The organism is Rhizobacter sp., from assembly GCA_019635355.1.
Taxonomy (GTDB): Bacteria; Pseudomonadota; Gammaproteobacteria; order Burkholderiales; family Burkholderiaceae_C; genus Rhizobacter.
In genome coordinates this window covers 1,681,119-1,697,504 of the sequence record JAHBZQ010000001.1, presented here as the reverse complement: position 1 = coordinate 1,697,504, position 16,386 = coordinate 1,681,119, and the positions used below count along the sequence as shown (strand labels likewise).

Here is a 16,386-nt window from a genome sequence, read left to right as displayed (position 1 = left end):
CTCTTGAACGCGCCGCTCGACCTGCTGGCTCCCGACCTGGAGCGCCGCTTCGGCGGCCTGCGGCGCCTGCATGGCGACGCCGGGTATCAGGCATTGCGATCGGCGCGGGTCGGCGTTGTCGGCCTCGGCGGCGTGGGCTCCTGGGCTGTCGAAGCGCTGGCGCGCAGCGGCGTGGCGCAGCTCACGCTCTTCGACATGGACCACGTTGCAGAGTCCAACATCAACCGCCAGGTACAGGCGCTCGGCGAAACGCTGGGCCAGCACAAAGGTGAGGCGCTGCGCGAGCGCATCGCCGACATCCACCCCGCTTGCGACGTGCAGGTGGTCGACGATTTCGTCACCGCGGCCAACTGGCCCTCGCTGCTGCCGCGCGAGATCGACGTGCTCATCGATGCGTGCGACCAGGTGCAGGCCAAGCTGGCGATGGCCGTGTGGGCGCGGGAAGGGCGGCACGACTTCGTGTGCGTCGGCGCGGCCGGTGGCAAGCAGAAACCGCAGGTGGTGGAGGTCGACGACATCTCGCGCGCGACGCACGACCCGTTGCTGGCCTCCATGCGCCAGCGTCTGCGCAAGCAGCACGGGGCGCCGCGCGATCGAGCAATGGGCGTGCGCTGCGTGTTCTCGCGCGAAGCGGTGTCGGCACCTGTCGATGCGGCGTGCGAGACCGGTGCGAGCAGTGTGGACGGCAGCCTCAATTGCCACGGGTATGGCTCGAGTGTTGTCGTGACCGCAACGTTTGGTTTGGTGGCGGCTTCAGAAGCGCTACAATGCGTGCTTCGCCGGTTGGCTTGAAGCAATCTCGCAAAGCCCGTTATACTCATGGGCTTGCCGGGTTGTTAGCTCAGTCGGTAGAGCAGCGGACTTTTAATCCGTTGGTCGCAGGTTCAAGTCCTGCACAACCCACCAGTTCCTCCGGGAACACAAGTTTCGAGCGGGCTCTTAGCTCAGTTGGTAGAGCAGCGGACTCTTAATCCGTTGGTCGTAGGTTCGAATCCTACAGGGCCCACCAAAATTCCCCCGCACGGGGTCAAGCACTTAGCACGCACCAGCGGCTAAGTGCTTTTTGCTTTCTGAGCCCGCCAATTTCAAAGCACCCGTTCCGCGATGGAGACGAAGAGAGGAATGCCCAGCAGGATGTTGAACGGGAACGTCAACCCGAGCGACATGCCGAAGTAAAGCGACGGGTTCGCTTCCGGAATCGCCTGTCGCACGACAGCAGGCACCGCGATGTACGAAGCGCTGGCCGCCAGGACCATCAGCAGCGCGCCATTGCCCGCTGACAAGCCAACCACTGCTGCGAGCCCGAGCGCGACGCCAGCGTGCACCAGCGGCCCGATGAGCGCGTAGCTCAGCAGCCAGGGCGAGCGTCCCTTCAGGGCGCTGAGGTTGCGTGCCGCAAGAAGGCCCATGTCGAGCAGGAAGAACGCGAGCATGCCCTTGAACAGGTCGCCGGAGAAGGGCTGCATGGACTTCTGCCCGGCCTCGCCCGTGACGAGGCCGATCACCATGGCGCCCAGCAGCAGAAGCTGCGCGCCGTCGGTGAACGACTCGTGAAGCACCTTGCGCAGGCCGACCTTGGGCGTGCCCTGCGCCGCGCCTTCCCGTTGGCGGGCCATGTTGGCCAGCACGACGGCCATCACGATGGCAGGAGACTCCATCAAGGCCATCGCCGCCGCCATGTGCCCGCCATAGGCGAGGTGGTGGGTCTCCAGGTACTGCACGGCCGTGATGAAGGTGACGGCGCTCACCGACCCGTAGGTCGCCGCCACCGCCGCGGCATCGAACCGCGACAGGCAGCGCTTCAAAACCAGGTAGCCCATCGCCGGCACGACAAGCGCCAGCACGACCGCGCACGCCAGGCTCACCGCGACCTCGGCATCCAGCCCGGACTTGGCGAGCGCAAAGCCCCCCTTCAAGCCGAGCGCCATCAGCAGGTACAGCGACAGGAAACGCGCAATTGCGGGCGGGATCTCCAGGTTGGATCGCACGGTGCCGGCGAGAAGCCCGAACACGAAGAAGAGGATGGCGGGGTCGAGGAAGCTTTGCATGGTGGGGCCGAATGCTCGGTGAACCCGTCTTCACCGACAAGTGATATGTTCGGATGCAAAACATCGGAAAACATGATGAAACAAGGAACGCCCCCCGGCCTTCGACAAGCTCCCCGCGCCAGCCTGGTGCAGCTTCGCAGCCTCGAGGCGGTGGTGCGGCTGGGCGGTGTGGTGCGTGCGGCGCAGTCGCTTCATCTGGCGCAGCCCACGGTCTCCACGCAGCTCAAGGAGCTGTCCGCGGCGCTCGGCCTCGTGCTCTTCGAGCCGCGCGGAAGGGGCCTTGTGCCCACGGCCATCGGCCAGCGCCTGGCCGAGGCGGTGCGTGCGATGGGCGCCATCTGGCAGGAATTCGAAGACGACGCCGCCGCCCTGCAAGGCCTGAAACGTGGGCGTCTGCGCATCGCGGCCGTGACGACCACCGAATACTTCCTGCCCGACCTGCTCGGCCCATTCGCGCGCGAGTACCCTGGCATCCAGATCGAACTCGCGGTGGAGAACCGCGCCGCCGTCGTGGCGCGGCTGGAGCGCGGAGATGACGAACTGGCCGCCATGATGCGCCCGCCGGAGCATCTGCCGCTTGCGCGCTGGCCCTTCCTGGAGAACCCGCTGGTGGTGATCGCGCCGAGCGACCACCCGCTCGCGCGACGCCGACGGCTGAAGCTGTCAGACCTCGTTGCAGAGCCCTTGCTCGCACGCGAGTCGGGTTCCGGTACCCGCGCCACGGCGGAGGAGGCGTTTGCGCACAGAGGCCTCGCGTGGGAGCCGCGCATGGCGCTCGGCAGCAACGAAGCCATCAAGCATGCGGTGCGCGCCGGCCTGGGCCTCGCGGTGCTGTCGCGCCACGCCTTGGCGTCCGATCCGAGGTCGGAGGGCCTCACGATCCTCCCGGTGGCCGGCTTTCCGCTGCGGGGCCGCTGGTACCTGGTGTGGCGACAAGACCGCGCGCTCTCTCCGCCGGCGAGGACGTTCGTCGACGATCTGCGCAATCGGCTGCGCGTTCGAGCGCGGCCGGATTGACACGGCCCGCTCGCTTATCGTGCGAACTCCTGCAGGAAGAACCGACGTGAAGCGCGACCCATCACCCCCGTTCAAGGGCAACAAACAATCCTTGCCCGGCAAACCTTGCCTGGCCTGTGGCCGCGCGATGACGTGGCGCAAGCGCTGGGCTCGCAGCTGGGACGAGGTGAAGTTCTGCTCCGACGCCTGCCGCAAGTCGCGTGGCCCCGGAGCGGGCGCATGAGTGGCCTGCGTGCGCTCGTCCTCGTGCTCGGTGACCAACTCGACCTCGACGCGGCCGCCTTCGATGGCTTCGACCCCGCGCAGGATGCGGTGTGGATGGCCGAGGTCGCCGAGGAGTCGACCCACGTCTGGTCGAGCAAGCAACGCATCGCGCTCTTCCTCTCCGCGATGCGGCACTTCGCCGACGCACTGCGGGCCACCGGCCGCACCCTTCATTACCGTCGGCTCGACGACACCGGCAACCTGGGCACGCTCGCGGCCGAGCTTCAGGCGTCACTCACCACGCTCGGCCCGCAGCGTGTGGTGATGACGGCCCCGGGCGACTGGCGGGTGTGGCAGTCCCTGAAGGCCGTGGTCGAGCGCGCCGGCCTCGCGCTCGAGATCCGTGAAGACCGCCACTTCTTCACCACCGTGCGTGAGTTCGCCGCCCACGCGAAGAAGCGCAAAGCCTTGCGGCTCGAGTACTTCTACCGTGAGCTGCGGCAGCGCCACGGAGTCCTGATGCAGGAGGGCCAGCCCGTCGGTGGGCGGTGGAACTTCGACGCTGACAACCGCGAGGCCTTCGGCCCCGAAGGCCCGGGCCCCGTGCCTGCGCGCGCGGCCTTCGCGCCCGACGCGACCACACGCGAGGTGCTCGCACTGGTCGAGACCCGCTTCGCGCAGCACCCCGGCACGCTCGCCAGCTTCGCGTGGCCGGTGACGCGTGCGCAAGCCTTGTCGGCCTTGCAGACCTTCATCGAGCAGCGGCTCCCGCTATTCGGTCGCTACGAGGACGCGATGTGGCCGGGCGAGCCGTGGCTCTACCACTCGCAGCTTTCGTCCTCGCTCAACCTCAAGCTGCTGACGGCGCGCGAAGTCGTGCACGCTGCCGAGGCGGCGTACCGGGCGGGCCACGTTCCACTCGAAAGTACCGAAGGTTTCGTCCGGCAGATCCTCGGGTGGCGTGAGTACGTGCGTGGCATCTACTGGACCCAGATGCCCGGCTACCTCGAACGCAATGCGCTCGAGGCCCTCCACGACCTGCCCGCGTGGTACTGGACGGGCGACACCGACATGGCCTGCTTGCGCGACGCCCTCACGCAGACCCTCGCGCAGGGCTACGCCCACCACATCCAGCGCCTGATGGTGATCGGCTTGTTCACGCTGCTGCTGGGGGTGCGGCCCCAGCAGGTGCATGCGTGGTACCTGTCGGTCTACGTGGATGCGGTCGAGTGGGTGGAGCTGCCCAACACGCTGGGCATGAGCCAGTACGGCGACGGTGGCCTGATGGCCAGCAAGCCCTACGTCGCCACCGGCAAGTACATCCAGCGCATGGGCAACAGCTGCGCGGGCTGTCGCTACGACCCGGCGCAGCGCGTCGGCGAGCGTGCCTGCCCCTACACCACGCTGTACTGGGACTTTCTCATGCGCCACGAGCAGCGGCTCGCCGGCAACCCACGCATGGCCATGCAGCTCAAGAACCTCGCGCGGCTGAGTGAAGCCGACCGTGCCTCGGTGCGGCAGCGGGCCGAGGCGATTCGCACTTGTGCGGTTTCCTAGCGCGGCCTGCATCTGCCGGCTTCGCAAAATCTGCGGAAGTTCGCGGCGATGCGGACCGTCGATCCTCACGCGCAGTGCGCCGCATCGCCCGCCCCTCTGACGCGGGGCGTTTCGCTTCTCAGCGCCGGCCCGCCCTCAGCAGCATCAGCGCCGCAAAGGCCAGGAGCCCGAGTGCCGTCGACAGCCACAGGCTCGCGGCGCCCCAATGGTCGAGCGCAAGGCCGAAGGCAAACGGTGCGAAGGCCTGTGCCACACGCCCCGGCAGCATCAGCCAGCCCTGCCGTGCGCCGTAGCCCTGCGGCCCGAAGAACACCAGCGGCAGCGTGCCCTTGGCAATGGTGAGGATGCCGTTGCCCGCGCCGTGCAGCACCGCAAACAGCGGCGCGAGTGCCGGCCCTGCGAAGAGCAGCACCACCGCGCCGATCGGGTGGGCGAGGTTGGCCAGCCGCGCCGACAGCAGCGGGTGCACCCGCCGCAGCACGCCGAACTCCAGCAGCCGCCCGGCCACCTGCGCGGGCCCCACCAGCGCGCCCACGGCGACGGCCACTGCGAGGCTCGCCCCCAGCGCCTGCATGAGCCGCGGCAGGTGCGCCGCCATCGCGGTGCTGGTGAACCACGCGACCGCGAACACGAACGACAGCACCGCGCTCACGAGCACTGGGTGCTGGGGCTCGACCTCCTCCTGCGCCACCGCGGTTGGCGCAGGGGCTGCCACGGCCGGGGTCACGGTCCCCACCTTGGGCAGGGCCGCGTTGAGCGGCAGGCCCAGCACCAGGTGCAGGGCCGCCCAGCCGAAACACGCACCGCGCCAGCCGTAGGTCGTTTCCATCCAGGCGGTGAGCGGCCAGCCCACCGTGCTCGCAAAACCGGCGAAGAGCGTGATGCCCGTGATCGCCCCGCGCGAGTCGTGCCCGTACAGGCGCACGAGCGTGGCGAAGGCGGCTTCGTAGAGCCCCGTGCCCATCGCGAGGCCGAGCACCACCCAGGCGGCAAAGAGCGTCCAGGGGCCCTGCGCCAGCCCCAGGGCCGCCAGGCCCGCGGCAAACACGAGGTTGGTGCCCATCAGCAGCAGCCGGCCGCCGTGGCGGTCGATGGTGCGCCCGGCCCAGGGCCCCACGAAGGCCGACACCACCAGCGCCAGCGAGAACGCGAGGAACACCGTCGGCACGCTCAGCCCCAGTTCGCGTGCGATGGGCGCGGCGAGCAGCGCGGCGATGTAGTACGACGAGGCCCAGGCGAGGGTCTGGGCGATGCCGAGCAGGGTGATGACGAACGGCTTCTTCATGGAGGGCCGGCCGAATATAGAGGAGCAGGGATGGCCGGCCTGTCACATGCGTCGCCTGCTGTGCCCCTCATTCCAAGCCCACCGCACGAAGGCTGCCATGAACCTGAGAGCGCTGAGCATTGCCACCTTCAACCTCTGCACCCTCAAGCCGCAGCGGGCCTGAGGGTCACACCCGCGGCGGGTCGGTCTCGCGCTCGTAGTGGCGGTGCTTCGCGAGCGCCGCGACGAAGCCGTCGACGTCGACCTCAGCGCCGTTTGCCGCTGCGTCCATCGGCTCGCCGAGCACGATGCCGGGGTCGGGCGTGCCGTCGGGCAGCTGCAGGTCGATGCCGGCCTTGGCGACGATGGCGCTCGCGTGGCCCAGCACCAGCATCGGCTTGCAGTGGCGGTACTGGTCTTTCACGAACTCGATCACCTGGCCCTGCTCGGCGAGCGCGAGCGCGGCCTGCTCGCCGTCGGGCAGCACGACCGCGTCCCAGGTGACCGAGGGCGCGGCTTCGAGCGACACCTCCACATGCAGCGGCTCCTGGCTCAGCGGCGTCACGACCCCCAGCCGCACGCCCACGAAGCGCGGCGCAGCGCCGCCCGCGGCGAGCGCGGTGTGCACCGCCCGCAGCCGCAGGTCTTCCACCCCATCGGCCACGAGCAGCGCGACACGGCGGCCCGTGATGCCAGCCTCGCCGGGGCGTGACAGCAGCGACAGCGCGGGCGACGCTTCCACCTCCGGCGTCACCTCGATCGGCAGCGCCTTCGGCTGCGGTGGCGGCACCGGCATGCCCAGCCCCTCGGCCACGCGTGTGGCGAGCTCGGTGTCGACGTTCGCCAGCACCGACAGCACCCGCTCGCGCACCGCGGGCGTCTGCACCCGCGTCAGCTCGAAGCGGTAGGCGCCGACGATGTGCGCCTGCTCCACCGCCGTCTGGCTCTTCCAGAAGAGCGTGGCCTGCGAGTAGTGGTCGGCGAACTTCTCGGGCTTGCCGCGCACCTTGTCTTCGGCCACGGGCTGCGGGAACGACACGAAGCCCGCCTTACCGGCCTGGAAGGGGCACCCGCCGCCGAGCGAGTTGGGCTCGTAGTTCACACGGCCGCGGTGGATGGCCTGGCGGTGCAGGCCGTCGCGCTGGTGGTTGTGCACCTGGGCGATGGGCGCGTTGATCGGGATCTCGTGGAAATTGGGCCCGCCGAGTCGCGTGAGCTGCGTGTCCACATACGAGTGGATGCGCCCCTGCAGCAGCGGGTCGTTGCTGAAGTCGATGCCGGGCACCACGTGCGCGGTGCAGAAGGCCACCTGCTCGGTCTCGGCGAAGAAGTTGTCGGGGTTGCGGTTGAGCACCATGCGGCCCACGGGGCGCAGCGGCACCAGCTCTTCGGGCACGAGCTTGGTGGGGTCGAGCACGTCGAAGCTGAAGCCTTCGGCCTGCACGTCGCTGAAGATCTGCACGCCGAGTTCCCACTCGGGGTAGTGGCCGGCCTCGATGGCTTCCCACAGGTCGCGGCGGTGGAAGTCGGGGTCGGCGCCGCCCAGCTTGGCGGCTTCGTCCCACACCAGCGAGTGCGTGCCGGCCACGGGCGTCCAATGGAACTTGCAGAAGACCGATTCACCCGCTGCGTTCACCAGCCGGAAGGTGTGCACGCCGAAACCCTGCATCGTGCGGTAGCTGCGCGGGATGGCGCGGTCGCTCATCAGCCACATCAGCATGTGGGCCGACTCGGGCATGAGCGAGACGAAGTCCCAGAAGGTGTCGTGCGCGCTCGAGGCCTGCGGCATCTGGTGGTGCGGCTCGGGCTTCACCGCGTGCACGAGGTCGGGGAACTTCATCGCGTCCTGGATGAAGAACACCGGCATGTTGTTGCCTACCAAGTCCCAGTTGCCCTGCTCGGTGTAGAACTTGACGGCGAAGCCGCGCACGTCGCGCGCGGTGTCGATGGAGCCGCGCTCGCCAGCCACGGTGGAGAAGCGCACGAAGACCGGGGTTCTTTTGCCGGTCTCGGCAAAAGGTGCGGCAGTCGTGTGCTCGGTGAGCGCCTCGGTGCACTCGAAGTAGCCATGCGCGGCCGAGCCGCGCGCATGCACCACCCGCTCGGGAATGCGCTCGTGGTCGAAGTGGGTGATCTTCTCGCGCAGGATGAAGTCTTCCAGCAGCGTGGGGCCGCGCAGGCCCGCTTTCAGCGAGTTCTGGTTGTCGCCGACGGGCACGCCCTGGTTGGTGGTGAGCGCCTGGCCGCCGCTGTCGACGCGCACGCGGTCGAGCGGGCCGTTGTTCGGGTTGACGCCGGGCTCGACGCTGCCGTCGCCCGTCTTCGGCGAGGCGGTGTCTTCGTTGACGGTGCTGCTGCGCACGATCTCGTCGGGTGCGGCCTGGCAGGGGCCGGCCTGCGGCGTGTGGCCGTTGGCGAGGCCGTGCTCGGCGGGCTTGAGCGGGTTGGCCGGCATCGCCTTCGCGAGGGCCTGTGTGCCGGCGTAGCGCGTCCCGAGCATCTGCTGGGCCGGGGTGTCGAGCGCCTGGGCGTCGTCTTCGGTGAAGCGGGCCGTCGACGGGCCCGAGAGGGTGCCGAGCACCGTGCCCACGGCCTCTCGCGGGTTGAAGGGGACGGGAGGGCTCGGGTCGGGCCGTGCTGCGGTGGGGGTGCCGGGCTTGCGCGGGCTTTTGGGTTTGGAGGTGGCCATGCGACCTTCTTGTGAGGGGAGTGGAGGTGCATGCAATCGGCAAGGCCCGTTCCTGTGACGGCCCCCGGGCGGTGATGACCGGCGCCGACGTTCTGGGCGGTAAACCCGCGGGCGACAGGCGCGGAACAGTGGTGTTTTTCACGCCCTGTTCGGCGCTTGCTCGGGGGGGCAGACCGATACCGTGGCTTCTGCAACAAACGGTGAGCGTCTGCGTTCAAGTCGGCGAGTGGGTGGCCGACATTGCCGATGCGGGCCGCGCGTCGGACTCTTGCGCTTCATTTGCGCACGCGCGTGCCAAAGCAGGGGGTTTCAGAACATCACAACAGCGGTGAAACCGGAGAGACAAACATGAGCCACATGCCAACGGAGTATGTGATCGACGATGGCGACCTGCTCGTCCTCGTGGGTGACCAGGCCAGCAACATCGTGTATGCCAACCCCGCCTACTGCAAGGCGAGCGGCTACGACTGGAGCGAGCTCAAGGGCACCAAGGCGGCGCTGATGATGCACCCCGCCAACCCGCCGCAGATCCTCAAGGACATGGGCGCCACGATGCGCCTGACCCGCCAGCCCTGGACGGGCATCATCAAGAACCGCCGCAAGACCGGCGAGCACTACTGGCTGCGCCTGAACCTCGCGCCCATCTTCCACGAGGGCAAGTTCATGGGCAGCCTGATGGTGCACAGCAAGCCTGGCCCGGGCGAGGTGGCCGCCATCGAGCCGCTCTACAAGCGCATGCTCGACGGCCAGCACAAAGACCTGAACCTGCGCCACGGCCGCGTCTACCGCAGCAACCTCATCGGCAAGCTCGGCCTGTGGGTGCGCGAGATGGGCCTGAAGGCACGCCTGTGGGGCGCCCTCGCAGCGCTCGACCTGGCGATCTTCGGCGCCCTGTGGGCCGATGGGGTGAACCCGGCGTCGTGGGCGTTCTGGGCCAGCCTCGGCGTGGTGATCGCCGCCACCGGCGCGGTGGGGGCCTATCTCTTCCATTCGATCGTGAAGCCGCTGCGCAGCACTGTGAGCCTGGCGAGCCGCATCGCCGCCGGAGACCTCACCGCGCAGGTCTCGAGCAACCGCAGCGACGAGATCGGCGCCGTGCTGCGCGCGCTCACGCAGATGAACATCAACCTGCGTGCCACCGTGAGCGACGTGCGCGAAGGCATCGGCCTCATGACGCGCGCCACCGCCGAGATCGCCTCGGGCACGCAAGACCTCTCGGCCCGCACCGAGAGCCAGGCGAGCAACCTGCAGGAGACCGCATCGTCGATGGAGGAGATGAACGCCACCGTGCGCAACAACTCCGACGTGGCCCGCCAGGCCAGCGACGTGGCGGCCGGCGCGAGCCGCGCGGCCGAGACGGGCGGCTCCGCAGTGGGCGAGGTGGTGGCCACGATGGACGGCATCTCGCGCTCCAGCAAGCAGATCGCCGACATCATCGGCGTGATCGACAGCATCGCCTTCCAGACCAACATCCTCGCGCTCAACGCCGCGGTGGAAGCGGCACGCGCGGGCGAGCAGGGCCGCGGCTTCGCCGTGGTGGCCAGCGAAGTGCGCAGCCTCGCGCAGCGCAGCGCGCAGTCGGCCAAGGAGATCCGCGCGCTCATCTCCGAGAGCGTCGACAAGATCGACACCGGCGCCAAGCTCGTCAACGCGGCCGGCAGCACCATCAACGACGTGGTGGCCCAGGTGCGCCGCGTGAACGAACTGGTGAACCACATCGCCGGTGCCTCGCACGAGCAGTCGTCGGGCATCGACCAGATCAACCAGGCCGTGACCACCCTCGACCACATGACGCAGCAGAACGCGGCGCTGGTGGAGCAGAGCACCGCGTCGGCCGAGCACCTGCGCGAGCAGGCGGCGCGCATGGCCGAGGCGATGAGTGTCTTCAAGCTCTCGGCGGCCGATGCGGCGTCGTTCAACAAGACGGCTGAAAAAGCGGTGATCTGAGCCTACGAAACACCCTGCGCCACGCGGGGGTGGCGTGCGCTTTCTACGATGGTGGGCCTGCGGCATGGATGCCGCAGCGAAAGGCTTGCCATGAAAACCCTCTTCGCCGCCGCCGGCCTCCTGGCCCTCGCGGCCTGCACCAGCTACGGGCCGCGGTCGATCGCTCCTGGCACGTCGGTGGACGCGGTGCGCCAGTCACTCGGGGTGCCCACCGGCGAATTCGCCCAGCCCGACGGAGGGCGCCGCCTCGAATACGCGCGCGGCCCCTACGGGCGCCACACCTACATGCTCGATTTCGACGCCGGGGGGAAGCTCCTGCGCTGGGAGCAGGTGCTGACCGAGGCGAAGTTCAACAGCATCCAGCCCGGCATGACCGGCGCCGAGGTGCAGGCGCTGATCGGCCACTCGTTCGACCAGCGCATGGTGGGCGTGGCCGAACGCCGCCAGACCGTCTGGGCCTACCGCTACGAGACGCCGTTCTGCCAGTACTTCCAGGTGGGCATCGATTCGCAGGGCAAGGTGATGGACACCTCGTATGGCCCCGATCCGCTGTGCGAGACGCGGGAGACGAGCGACGGGCTATAAACGGCCGATGGGCCCGACCATCCAACACATCCTCTGCGACGTCGACGGCATGGAACCGTTGCTCGGCTTTGCGGAGTGGGCGTGGGCCCGACATCACAACGTTCTCAGCTGGTACATCCGCCCGCTGTTTCTCATCCCGTTTTGCTACTTCGCTTACCGCCGAAACCTCGTTGCGGTCATCGCCACGCTCGTCGCCTTGCTGACGAGCATGTTCTGGTTTCCTGTGCCTGAGCACGTTCCGCCTGGCGTGCTGGCGGCACTTGCCGCGGAGCGGGCGTATCTGCTGAGCCCGTGGAGCATTCCCAAGGTCGCCGTCGCACTGCTGGTGCCTGGCATGCTCGCTGCGCTGGCACTGGCCTTCTGGCGCAGGTCGCTCGTTTGGGGCGCTGTGGTCGTCAATGCCATCGCCATTGCGAAGGTGTCATGGACGGGTGTGGTCTTCGAAGCGGAAGGCTTCCTCGAACATCTGGCGCCCGCCGTGGCGGGGCTGGTGGTCTGCAATGTGGCTCTGTTGGCGTGGCACATGCGTCTCCGGCGGAACGACCACAATCAGCCCCAACCTGAGCATCGAGTCCGACGATGAATGCGATCACCCTCTACGGCATCCCCAACTGCGACACCGTCAAGAAAGCCCGCGCCTGGCTCGCGGCGCGCGAGGTGGCGGTGACCTTCCACGACTTCAAGAAGCAAGGCGTGCCCGAAGCACGCCTTGCGCAGTGGCTCCCGGCGGTGGGCTGGGAGAAGCTCGTGAACCGGCAAGGCAAGACCTGGCGGAAGTTGCCGCCCGAGCAGCAGGCGGCGGTGACCGATGCCGCCTCGGCCCGCGCCTTGATGCTGCGCGAGCCGAGCGTCATCAAGCGGCCGGTGGTCGAATGGGCCGACGGCCAGGTGACGGTCGGGTTCTCCGACGCGCTCTTTTCCGAGCGGCTCGGTTGATCAGAAGATCAGCCAGAGCAGCAGGATCACGGGAATGGGCACGCCGAGGGCCCAGAGCAGGATCGATTTCATGGGGGTCTCCTGTTTGCCGTTGAGATGGCTGCAGGTTAGGCCGGTGTGCATGCGCCGCGTACCGGACGGCGCCTTCGAACCACACGGGAAGCGGTAGCGAGTCGCCGTCGGAGTGATCCGACGCGCATGGCGTTAGGCGCGCAGCTCGAAGCTCGCTTCCGCCACGGCTGCCCCGTTCACCAGCACCTCGATGCGGTGCGTGCCCGCGTAGTAGACGCGCGTGGTGATGGGCTTGAGCGAATGCTGCTTGCGAAACTCCCGCAGCTCGCCGGCGGCCAGCTCCACCACCCAGCCCTTGAACACCTTGGGCGTGGTGTCGCCGTTGGCCTTCACATGGTGCACGGCGTAGTCGATGGCCAGGCGTTGCGGCTTTCGTGCGGTGGAGCGCAGCGTCAACGCGAGCTGCAGGCTCTCGCCCACCCGGGCGCGGCGTGACGACAGCGCCAAGCTCGCCTCGCCCTTGAACCGGTCGCCCACGCCGAAGGCCTTCAGCACCCCGGCGTGACCCTTCTTCACCAGCGTGCGGCTCGCGTGCTTGAGCAGGGCCAGGCGCGCGGGCGTGGCCGAGGGCAGGTGCTCCTGCAGCCAGGCCTCGATGAGGTAGGGGTGGTCTTTCGCGATGTCGTTCAGGTGGTTGGCGACGCTGCGGCGCACGTAGGGGCTGGCGTCGTCCATCAGCCGGCGCAAGAGGGGCAGGGTGGGCGAGGGGTCGTTGACCAGCGGCTTGAGCACCATGCCCCAGGGCAGGCGCGGGCGGCTGCCTTCGCTGACCAGGCGGCGCACGTGGGGGCTGGTGTCGGTGCTCCAGCGCTGCAGCGTGTCGAACGAGAGCGCAGGCTCCGCCAGGATGAACGGGCGGATGGCCCACTCGGCGGTGAAGCGCTGCGTCATCGCATGCAGGGCCTGCAGGGCGCGTGGGGCGTCGTCTTTCCCGTGCCGCGCCACGTATTCGGTGAGCGGCCACACGGCCCAGCCGGCGAGGCCGTCATCGCGGGTGCCGGTGGGGCTGTCGAGCGTGGCGTCGTCGATCTCGTCCATCGACGCGAGCGCGCCTTCCATCACCGTGGCGGCGCTGTCGAAGTCGCGGGGGAGCGTCTTCTCGAGTGCGGCGCAGAGGTGCTGCGCGCGGGCTTTCATCTCCAGCGCTTCGAGCCCGCCCAAGGCGAGCGTGCGGAAGCGCTTGGCGTTGAAGGCCTCGCCACCGGCACGCTGCAGGTGGCTCGCCATGCTGGCGACCACCTGCGGGCCGAGCAGGTTCTTGAACGGCTCGGCCATCAGCGCACTGTCATGCCGCCGCGAGCAACTGCCGCAGCACGAAGGGCAGGATGCCGCCGTGCTTGTAGTAGTCGACCTCGATCGGCGTGTCGATGCGCAGGGTGACGCGCACGTCGCGCTTTCCACCGTCCTTGCTGCAGATCACGAGCGTGGCGTCTTGCTGCGGCTTGATTTCGGTGCCGAGCAGCACGTCGAAGGTCTCGTCGCCCTTGATGCCGAGGGTCTGCCAGGAGTCGTCGCCCTTGAACTGCAGCGGCAGCACACCCATGCCCACGAGGTTGGCGCGGTGGATGCGCTCGTAGCTGCGCGCCACCACGGCCTTGATGCCCAGCAGCGCCGTGCCCTTGGCCGCCCAGTCGCGCGAGGAGCCGGTGCCGTATTCCTCGCCCGCGAAGACGATGGTGGGCACGCCCGCCTCCATGTACTTCATGGCGGCGTCGTAGATGAACTTCTTGCTGCCGTCCATGTAGATCGTGAGGCCGCCTTCCTCGCGGCTGCCGTCGGGCAGCGGCGGGATCATCAGGTTCTTGATGCGCACGTTGGCGAAGGTGCCGCGCACCATCACGTCGTGGTGGCCGCGGCGCGAGCCGTAGGAGTTGAAGTCGGCCTTGGAGACGCCGTGCGCCTTCAGCCAGTGGCCCGCGGGCGATTGTTCCTTGATCGAGCCGGCCGGCGAGATGTGGTCGGTGGTGATCGAGTCGCCGAAGAGCGCCATCGCCCGCGCGCCCTTGATGCCCATGTTGGCCATGCCCGGGGTGAGGTGGAACTCGTCGAAGAAGGGCGGCCGGGCGATGTAGGTGCTGCGCGGCCAGGTATAGGTCTCGCCGCGCACGCCTTCGATGCGCTCCCAGAGCTTGCCGGGGTTGCTCTTCACTTGCGCGTAGTTCTCGCGGAAGGCCTTGCCGTCCATCGCGAGCTTCATCAGCGCGCCGATCTCGTCGCTCGTCGGCCAGATGTCACCGAGGTAGATGTCGCGGCCGTTGGTGCCTTGGCCCACCGGCTCGGTCATCAGGTCGCGCGTCACGTTGCCGGCGATGGCGTAGGCCACCACCAGCGGCGGCGAGGCGAGGAAGTTGGCCTTGAGGTTGGGGTGGATGCGCGCTTCGAAGTTGCGGTTGCCCGAGAGCACCGCGGCGCACACCAGGTCGTTCTTCTGGATCAGCTCGTTGAGTTCTGCCGTGAGGTCGCCCGCGTTGCCGATGCAGGTGGTGCAGCCGTAGCCGGCGAGCGTGAAGCCGAGCTTGTCCAGATACGGCGTGAGACCGGCCTTGTCGAGGTAGGTGGTGACGACGCGCGAGCCTGGGGCGAGCGAGGTCTTCACGTGCGGCTTCACGGTGAGGCCGGCTTCCACCGCCTTCTTCGCCAGCAGGCCGGCCGCCAGCAGCACGGCGGGGTTCGACGTGTTGGTGCAGGAGGTGATGGCGGCGATGAGCACGTCGCCGTTCTTGATGGGGATGCCGCTCTTGGTGGTGTAGGTCTGGTGCAGCTTCTCGGGCGGCTGGTTGAAGCCGTTGGCCGACACCGGCTTGGAGAAGAGCTCGGTGAACTCCTTCTTCAGGTTGCCGATCTCGATGCGGTCTTGCGGGCGCTTCGGGCCGGCGAGCGAGGGCGCCACGGTGCCGAGGTCGAGCGAGACTTCCTTCGAGTAGCGGATCTCGCCGCGCTTGGGGATGCCGAACATCTTCTGGGCCTTGAAGTAGGCCTCGAGCATCTCGATCTCGTCCTTCGTGCGGCCGGTGCCGCGCATGTAGTCGAGCGTGCGCGCGTCGACCGGGAAGAAGCCCATCGTCGCGCCATATTCGGGCGCCATGTTGGCAATCGTCGCGCGGTCGGGCAGCGTCAGGCTCTCGGTGCCTTCGCCATAGAACTCGACGAACTTGCCCACCACTTTCTCCTTGCGCAGGATCTCGGTGACGGTGAGCACGAGGTCGGTGGCCGTCACGCCCTCGCGCAGGCGGCCGGTGAGCTCGAAGCCCACCACGTCGGGCGTGAGGAAGTAGACCGGCTGGTCGAGCATGGCCGCTTCGGCCTCGATGCCGCCCACGCCCCAGCCCACCACGCCGATGCCGTTGATCATGGTCGTGTGGCTGTCGGTGCCCACGAGCGAATCGGGGTACACCACGCCGCCCTTCTCGAACACGCCGCGTGCCAGGTATTCGAGGTTCACCTGGTGCACGATGCCGAAGCCGGGCGGCACCACGCCGAAGGTCTCGAAGGCCTGCATGCCCCACTTCATGAACTCGTAGCGTTCCTTGTTGCGGTCGAACTCGAGCTTCATGTTGAGGTCGATCGCATCCTTCGTGCCGTAGTAATCGACCATCACCGAGTGGTCGACGACCAGATCGACCGGGCACAGCGGCTCGATGGTGCGCGGGTTCTTGCCCTTCTCCACGGCCACGTTGCGCATGGCCGCCAGGTCGGCCAGCAGCGGCACGCCGGTGAAGTCTTGCAGCACCACGCGCGCGACCACGAACGGGATCTCGTCGACGCGCTCGGCGTTGGGCGCCCAGTTCGCCACCCGCGCCACGTGGTCGGCGGTGACCTTCTTGCCGTCGCAATTGCGCAGCACCGACTCCAGCACGATGCGCATCGAGACGGGCAGCTTGGCGACGTTGGGGTAGGTCTTCGCCAGCTCGGGCAGCGAGAAGTAGCTCGCGCTGCGCCCGGAGGCGGTCTTCACGGTCTTGAGCGTGCTGGCAAAGGCGTGATCTGCTGGCTTCTTGGCGGTGGCCATGGCGATGCTCCTGTGGGTGAGGGAGGGGGTAGGCCGCTGATTGTGCCGCCGCTGTTTG

Annotated in this window: 13 protein-coding genes and 2 tRNA genes; 10 read left to right on the top strand and 5 right to left on the bottom strand. The window is 68.3% G+C overall.

The window, feature by feature from the left end:
• Positions 1 to 3 precede the first annotated feature (3 nt).
• The 3 genes from KF892_07485 (at position 4) to KF892_07475 (ending at position 1,009) form a co-directional block, all read left to right on the top strand.
• A complete protein-coding gene (locus tag KF892_07485; protein ID MBX3624835.1) occupies positions 4 to 792 on the top strand; it encodes a tRNA threonylcarbamoyladenosine dehydratase in 789 nt (262 codons plus the stop codon).
• A gap of 38 nt (positions 793 to 830) precedes the next feature.
• Positions 831 to 906, top strand: a tRNA-Lys gene (locus KF892_07480).
• A 27-nt stretch (positions 907 to 933) separates the two neighbouring features.
• Positions 934 to 1,009: transfer RNA gene (locus KF892_07475), tRNA-Lys, on the top strand.
• A 76-nt stretch (positions 1,010 to 1,085) separates the two neighbouring features.
• Here KF892_07475 and KF892_07470 read toward each other — a convergent pair.
• Complete coding sequence (locus KF892_07470) at positions 1,086 to 2,048, bottom strand: sodium-dependent bicarbonate transport family permease (protein MBX3624834.1); 963 nt, start codon at positions 2,046 to 2,048, stop codon at positions 1,086 to 1,088.
• A 75-nt stretch (positions 2,049 to 2,123) separates the two neighbouring features.
• Here KF892_07470 and KF892_07465 point away from each other — a divergent pair, with 75 nt between their 5' ends.
• From KF892_07465 to KF892_07455, 3 genes are read left to right on the top strand one after another with little or no spacing between them, the layout of a single operon-like run.
• Positions 2,124 to 3,065: a LysR family transcriptional regulator gene (locus tag KF892_07465; GenBank protein MBX3624833.1), complete on the top strand. Its 942-nt coding sequence runs from the start codon at positions 2,124 to 2,126 to the stop codon at positions 3,063 to 3,065.
• 46 nt (positions 3,066 to 3,111) lie between these two features.
• A complete protein-coding gene (locus tag KF892_07460) occupies positions 3,112 to 3,288 on the top strand; it encodes a DUF2256 domain-containing protein (protein ID MBX3624832.1) in 177 nt (58 codons plus the stop codon).
• A complete protein-coding gene (locus KF892_07455) occupies positions 3,285 to 4,826 on the top strand; it encodes a cryptochrome/photolyase family protein (GenBank protein MBX3624831.1) in 1,542 nt (513 codons plus the stop codon). The genes KF892_07460 and KF892_07455 overlap by 4 nt, the downstream gene beginning before the upstream one ends.
• Positions 4,827 to 4,944: 118 nt before the next feature.
• Here the strand turns inward: KF892_07455 and KF892_07450 are convergent, their stop codons facing one another.
• Positions 4,945 to 6,111, bottom strand: coding sequence for an MFS transporter (locus KF892_07450; protein MBX3624830.1), 1,167 nt, complete (start codon positions 6,109 to 6,111; stop codon positions 4,945 to 4,947).
• Between the two features lie 166 nt (positions 6,112 to 6,277).
• Entirely contained in the window at positions 6,278 to 8,779 is a 2,502-nt protein-coding gene (locus KF892_07445; protein MBX3624829.1) for a catalase, read from the bottom strand.
• A 348-nt stretch (positions 8,780 to 9,127) separates the two neighbouring features.
• Here KF892_07445 and KF892_07440 point away from each other — a divergent pair, with 348 nt between their 5' ends.
• From KF892_07440 to KF892_07425, 4 genes are all read left to right on the top strand, one after another.
• Positions 9,128 to 10,726 (top strand): PAS domain S-box protein, encoded by a 1,599-nt coding sequence (locus tag KF892_07440; GenBank protein ID MBX3624828.1) that lies wholly within the window; start codon positions 9,128 to 9,130, stop codon positions 10,724 to 10,726.
• A gap of 90 nt (positions 10,727 to 10,816) precedes the next feature.
• A complete protein-coding gene (locus KF892_07435; GenBank protein ID MBX3624827.1) occupies positions 10,817 to 11,311 on the top strand; it encodes a hypothetical protein in 495 nt (164 codons plus the stop codon).
• Positions 11,312 to 11,318: 7 nt separating this feature from the next.
• A complete protein-coding gene (locus KF892_07430; protein ID MBX3624826.1) occupies positions 11,319 to 11,894 on the top strand; it encodes a hypothetical protein in 576 nt (191 codons plus the stop codon).
• The gene (locus tag KF892_07425) at positions 11,891 to 12,247 is read left to right on the top strand and encodes an ArsC family reductase (protein MBX3624825.1); all 357 of its coding nucleotides are present in this window, start codon (positions 11,891 to 11,893) and stop codon (positions 12,245 to 12,247) included. The genes KF892_07430 and KF892_07425 overlap by 4 nt, the downstream gene beginning before the upstream one ends.
• A gap of 204 nt (positions 12,248 to 12,451) precedes the next feature.
• Here KF892_07425 and KF892_07420 read toward each other — a convergent pair whose 3' ends face one another.
• Together KF892_07420 and acnA are read right to left on the bottom strand one after the other, a co-directional pair.
• Entirely contained in the window at positions 12,452 to 13,594 is a 1,143-nt protein-coding gene (locus KF892_07420) for a DNA alkylation repair protein (GenBank protein MBX3624824.1), read from the bottom strand.
• A 10-nt stretch (positions 13,595 to 13,604) separates the two neighbouring features.
• A complete protein-coding gene (gene acnA, locus KF892_07415) occupies positions 13,605 to 16,328 on the bottom strand; it encodes an aconitate hydratase AcnA (GenBank protein ID MBX3624823.1) in 2,724 nt (907 codons plus the stop codon).
• Between the last annotated feature and the right edge of the window lie 58 nt (positions 16,329 to 16,386).

Bases quoted from the DNA above. Each gene is read 5' to 3' on its own strand.
- KF892_07470 (MBX3624834.1), bottom strand. From the start codon at position 2,048: ATGCAAAGCTTCCTCGACCCCGCCATCCTCTTCTTCGTGTTCGGGCTT.
- KF892_07465 (MBX3624833.1), top strand. From the start codon at position 2,124: ATGAAACAAGGAACGCCCCCCGGCCTTCGACAAGCTCCCCGCGCCAGC.
- KF892_07455 (MBX3624831.1), top strand. From the start codon at position 3,285: ATGAGTGGCCTGCGTGCGCTCGTCCTCGTGCTCGGTGACCAACTCGAC.
- KF892_07450 (MBX3624830.1), bottom strand. From the start codon at position 6,111: ATGAAGAAGCCGTTCGTCATCACCCTGCTCGGCATCGCCCAGACCCTC.
- KF892_07445 (MBX3624829.1), bottom strand. From the start codon at position 8,779: ATGGCCACCTCCAAACCCAAAAGCCCGCGCAAGCCCGGCACCCCCACC.
- KF892_07440 (MBX3624828.1), top strand. From the start codon at position 9,128: ATGAGCCACATGCCAACGGAGTATGTGATCGACGATGGCGACCTGCTC.
- KF892_07435 (MBX3624827.1), top strand. From the start codon at position 10,817: ATGAAAACCCTCTTCGCCGCCGCCGGCCTCCTGGCCCTCGCGGCCTGC.
- KF892_07430 (MBX3624826.1), top strand. From the start codon at position 11,319: ATGGGCCCGACCATCCAACACATCCTCTGCGACGTCGACGGCATGGAA.
- KF892_07425 (MBX3624825.1), top strand. From the start codon at position 11,891: ATGAATGCGATCACCCTCTACGGCATCCCCAACTGCGACACCGTCAAG.
- KF892_07420 (MBX3624824.1), bottom strand. From the start codon at position 13,594: ATGGCCGAGCCGTTCAAGAACCTGCTCGGCCCGCAGGTGGTCGCCAGC.
- acnA (MBX3624823.1), bottom strand. From the start codon at position 16,328: ATGGCCACCGCCAAGAAGCCAGCAGATCACGCCTTTGCCAGCACGCTC.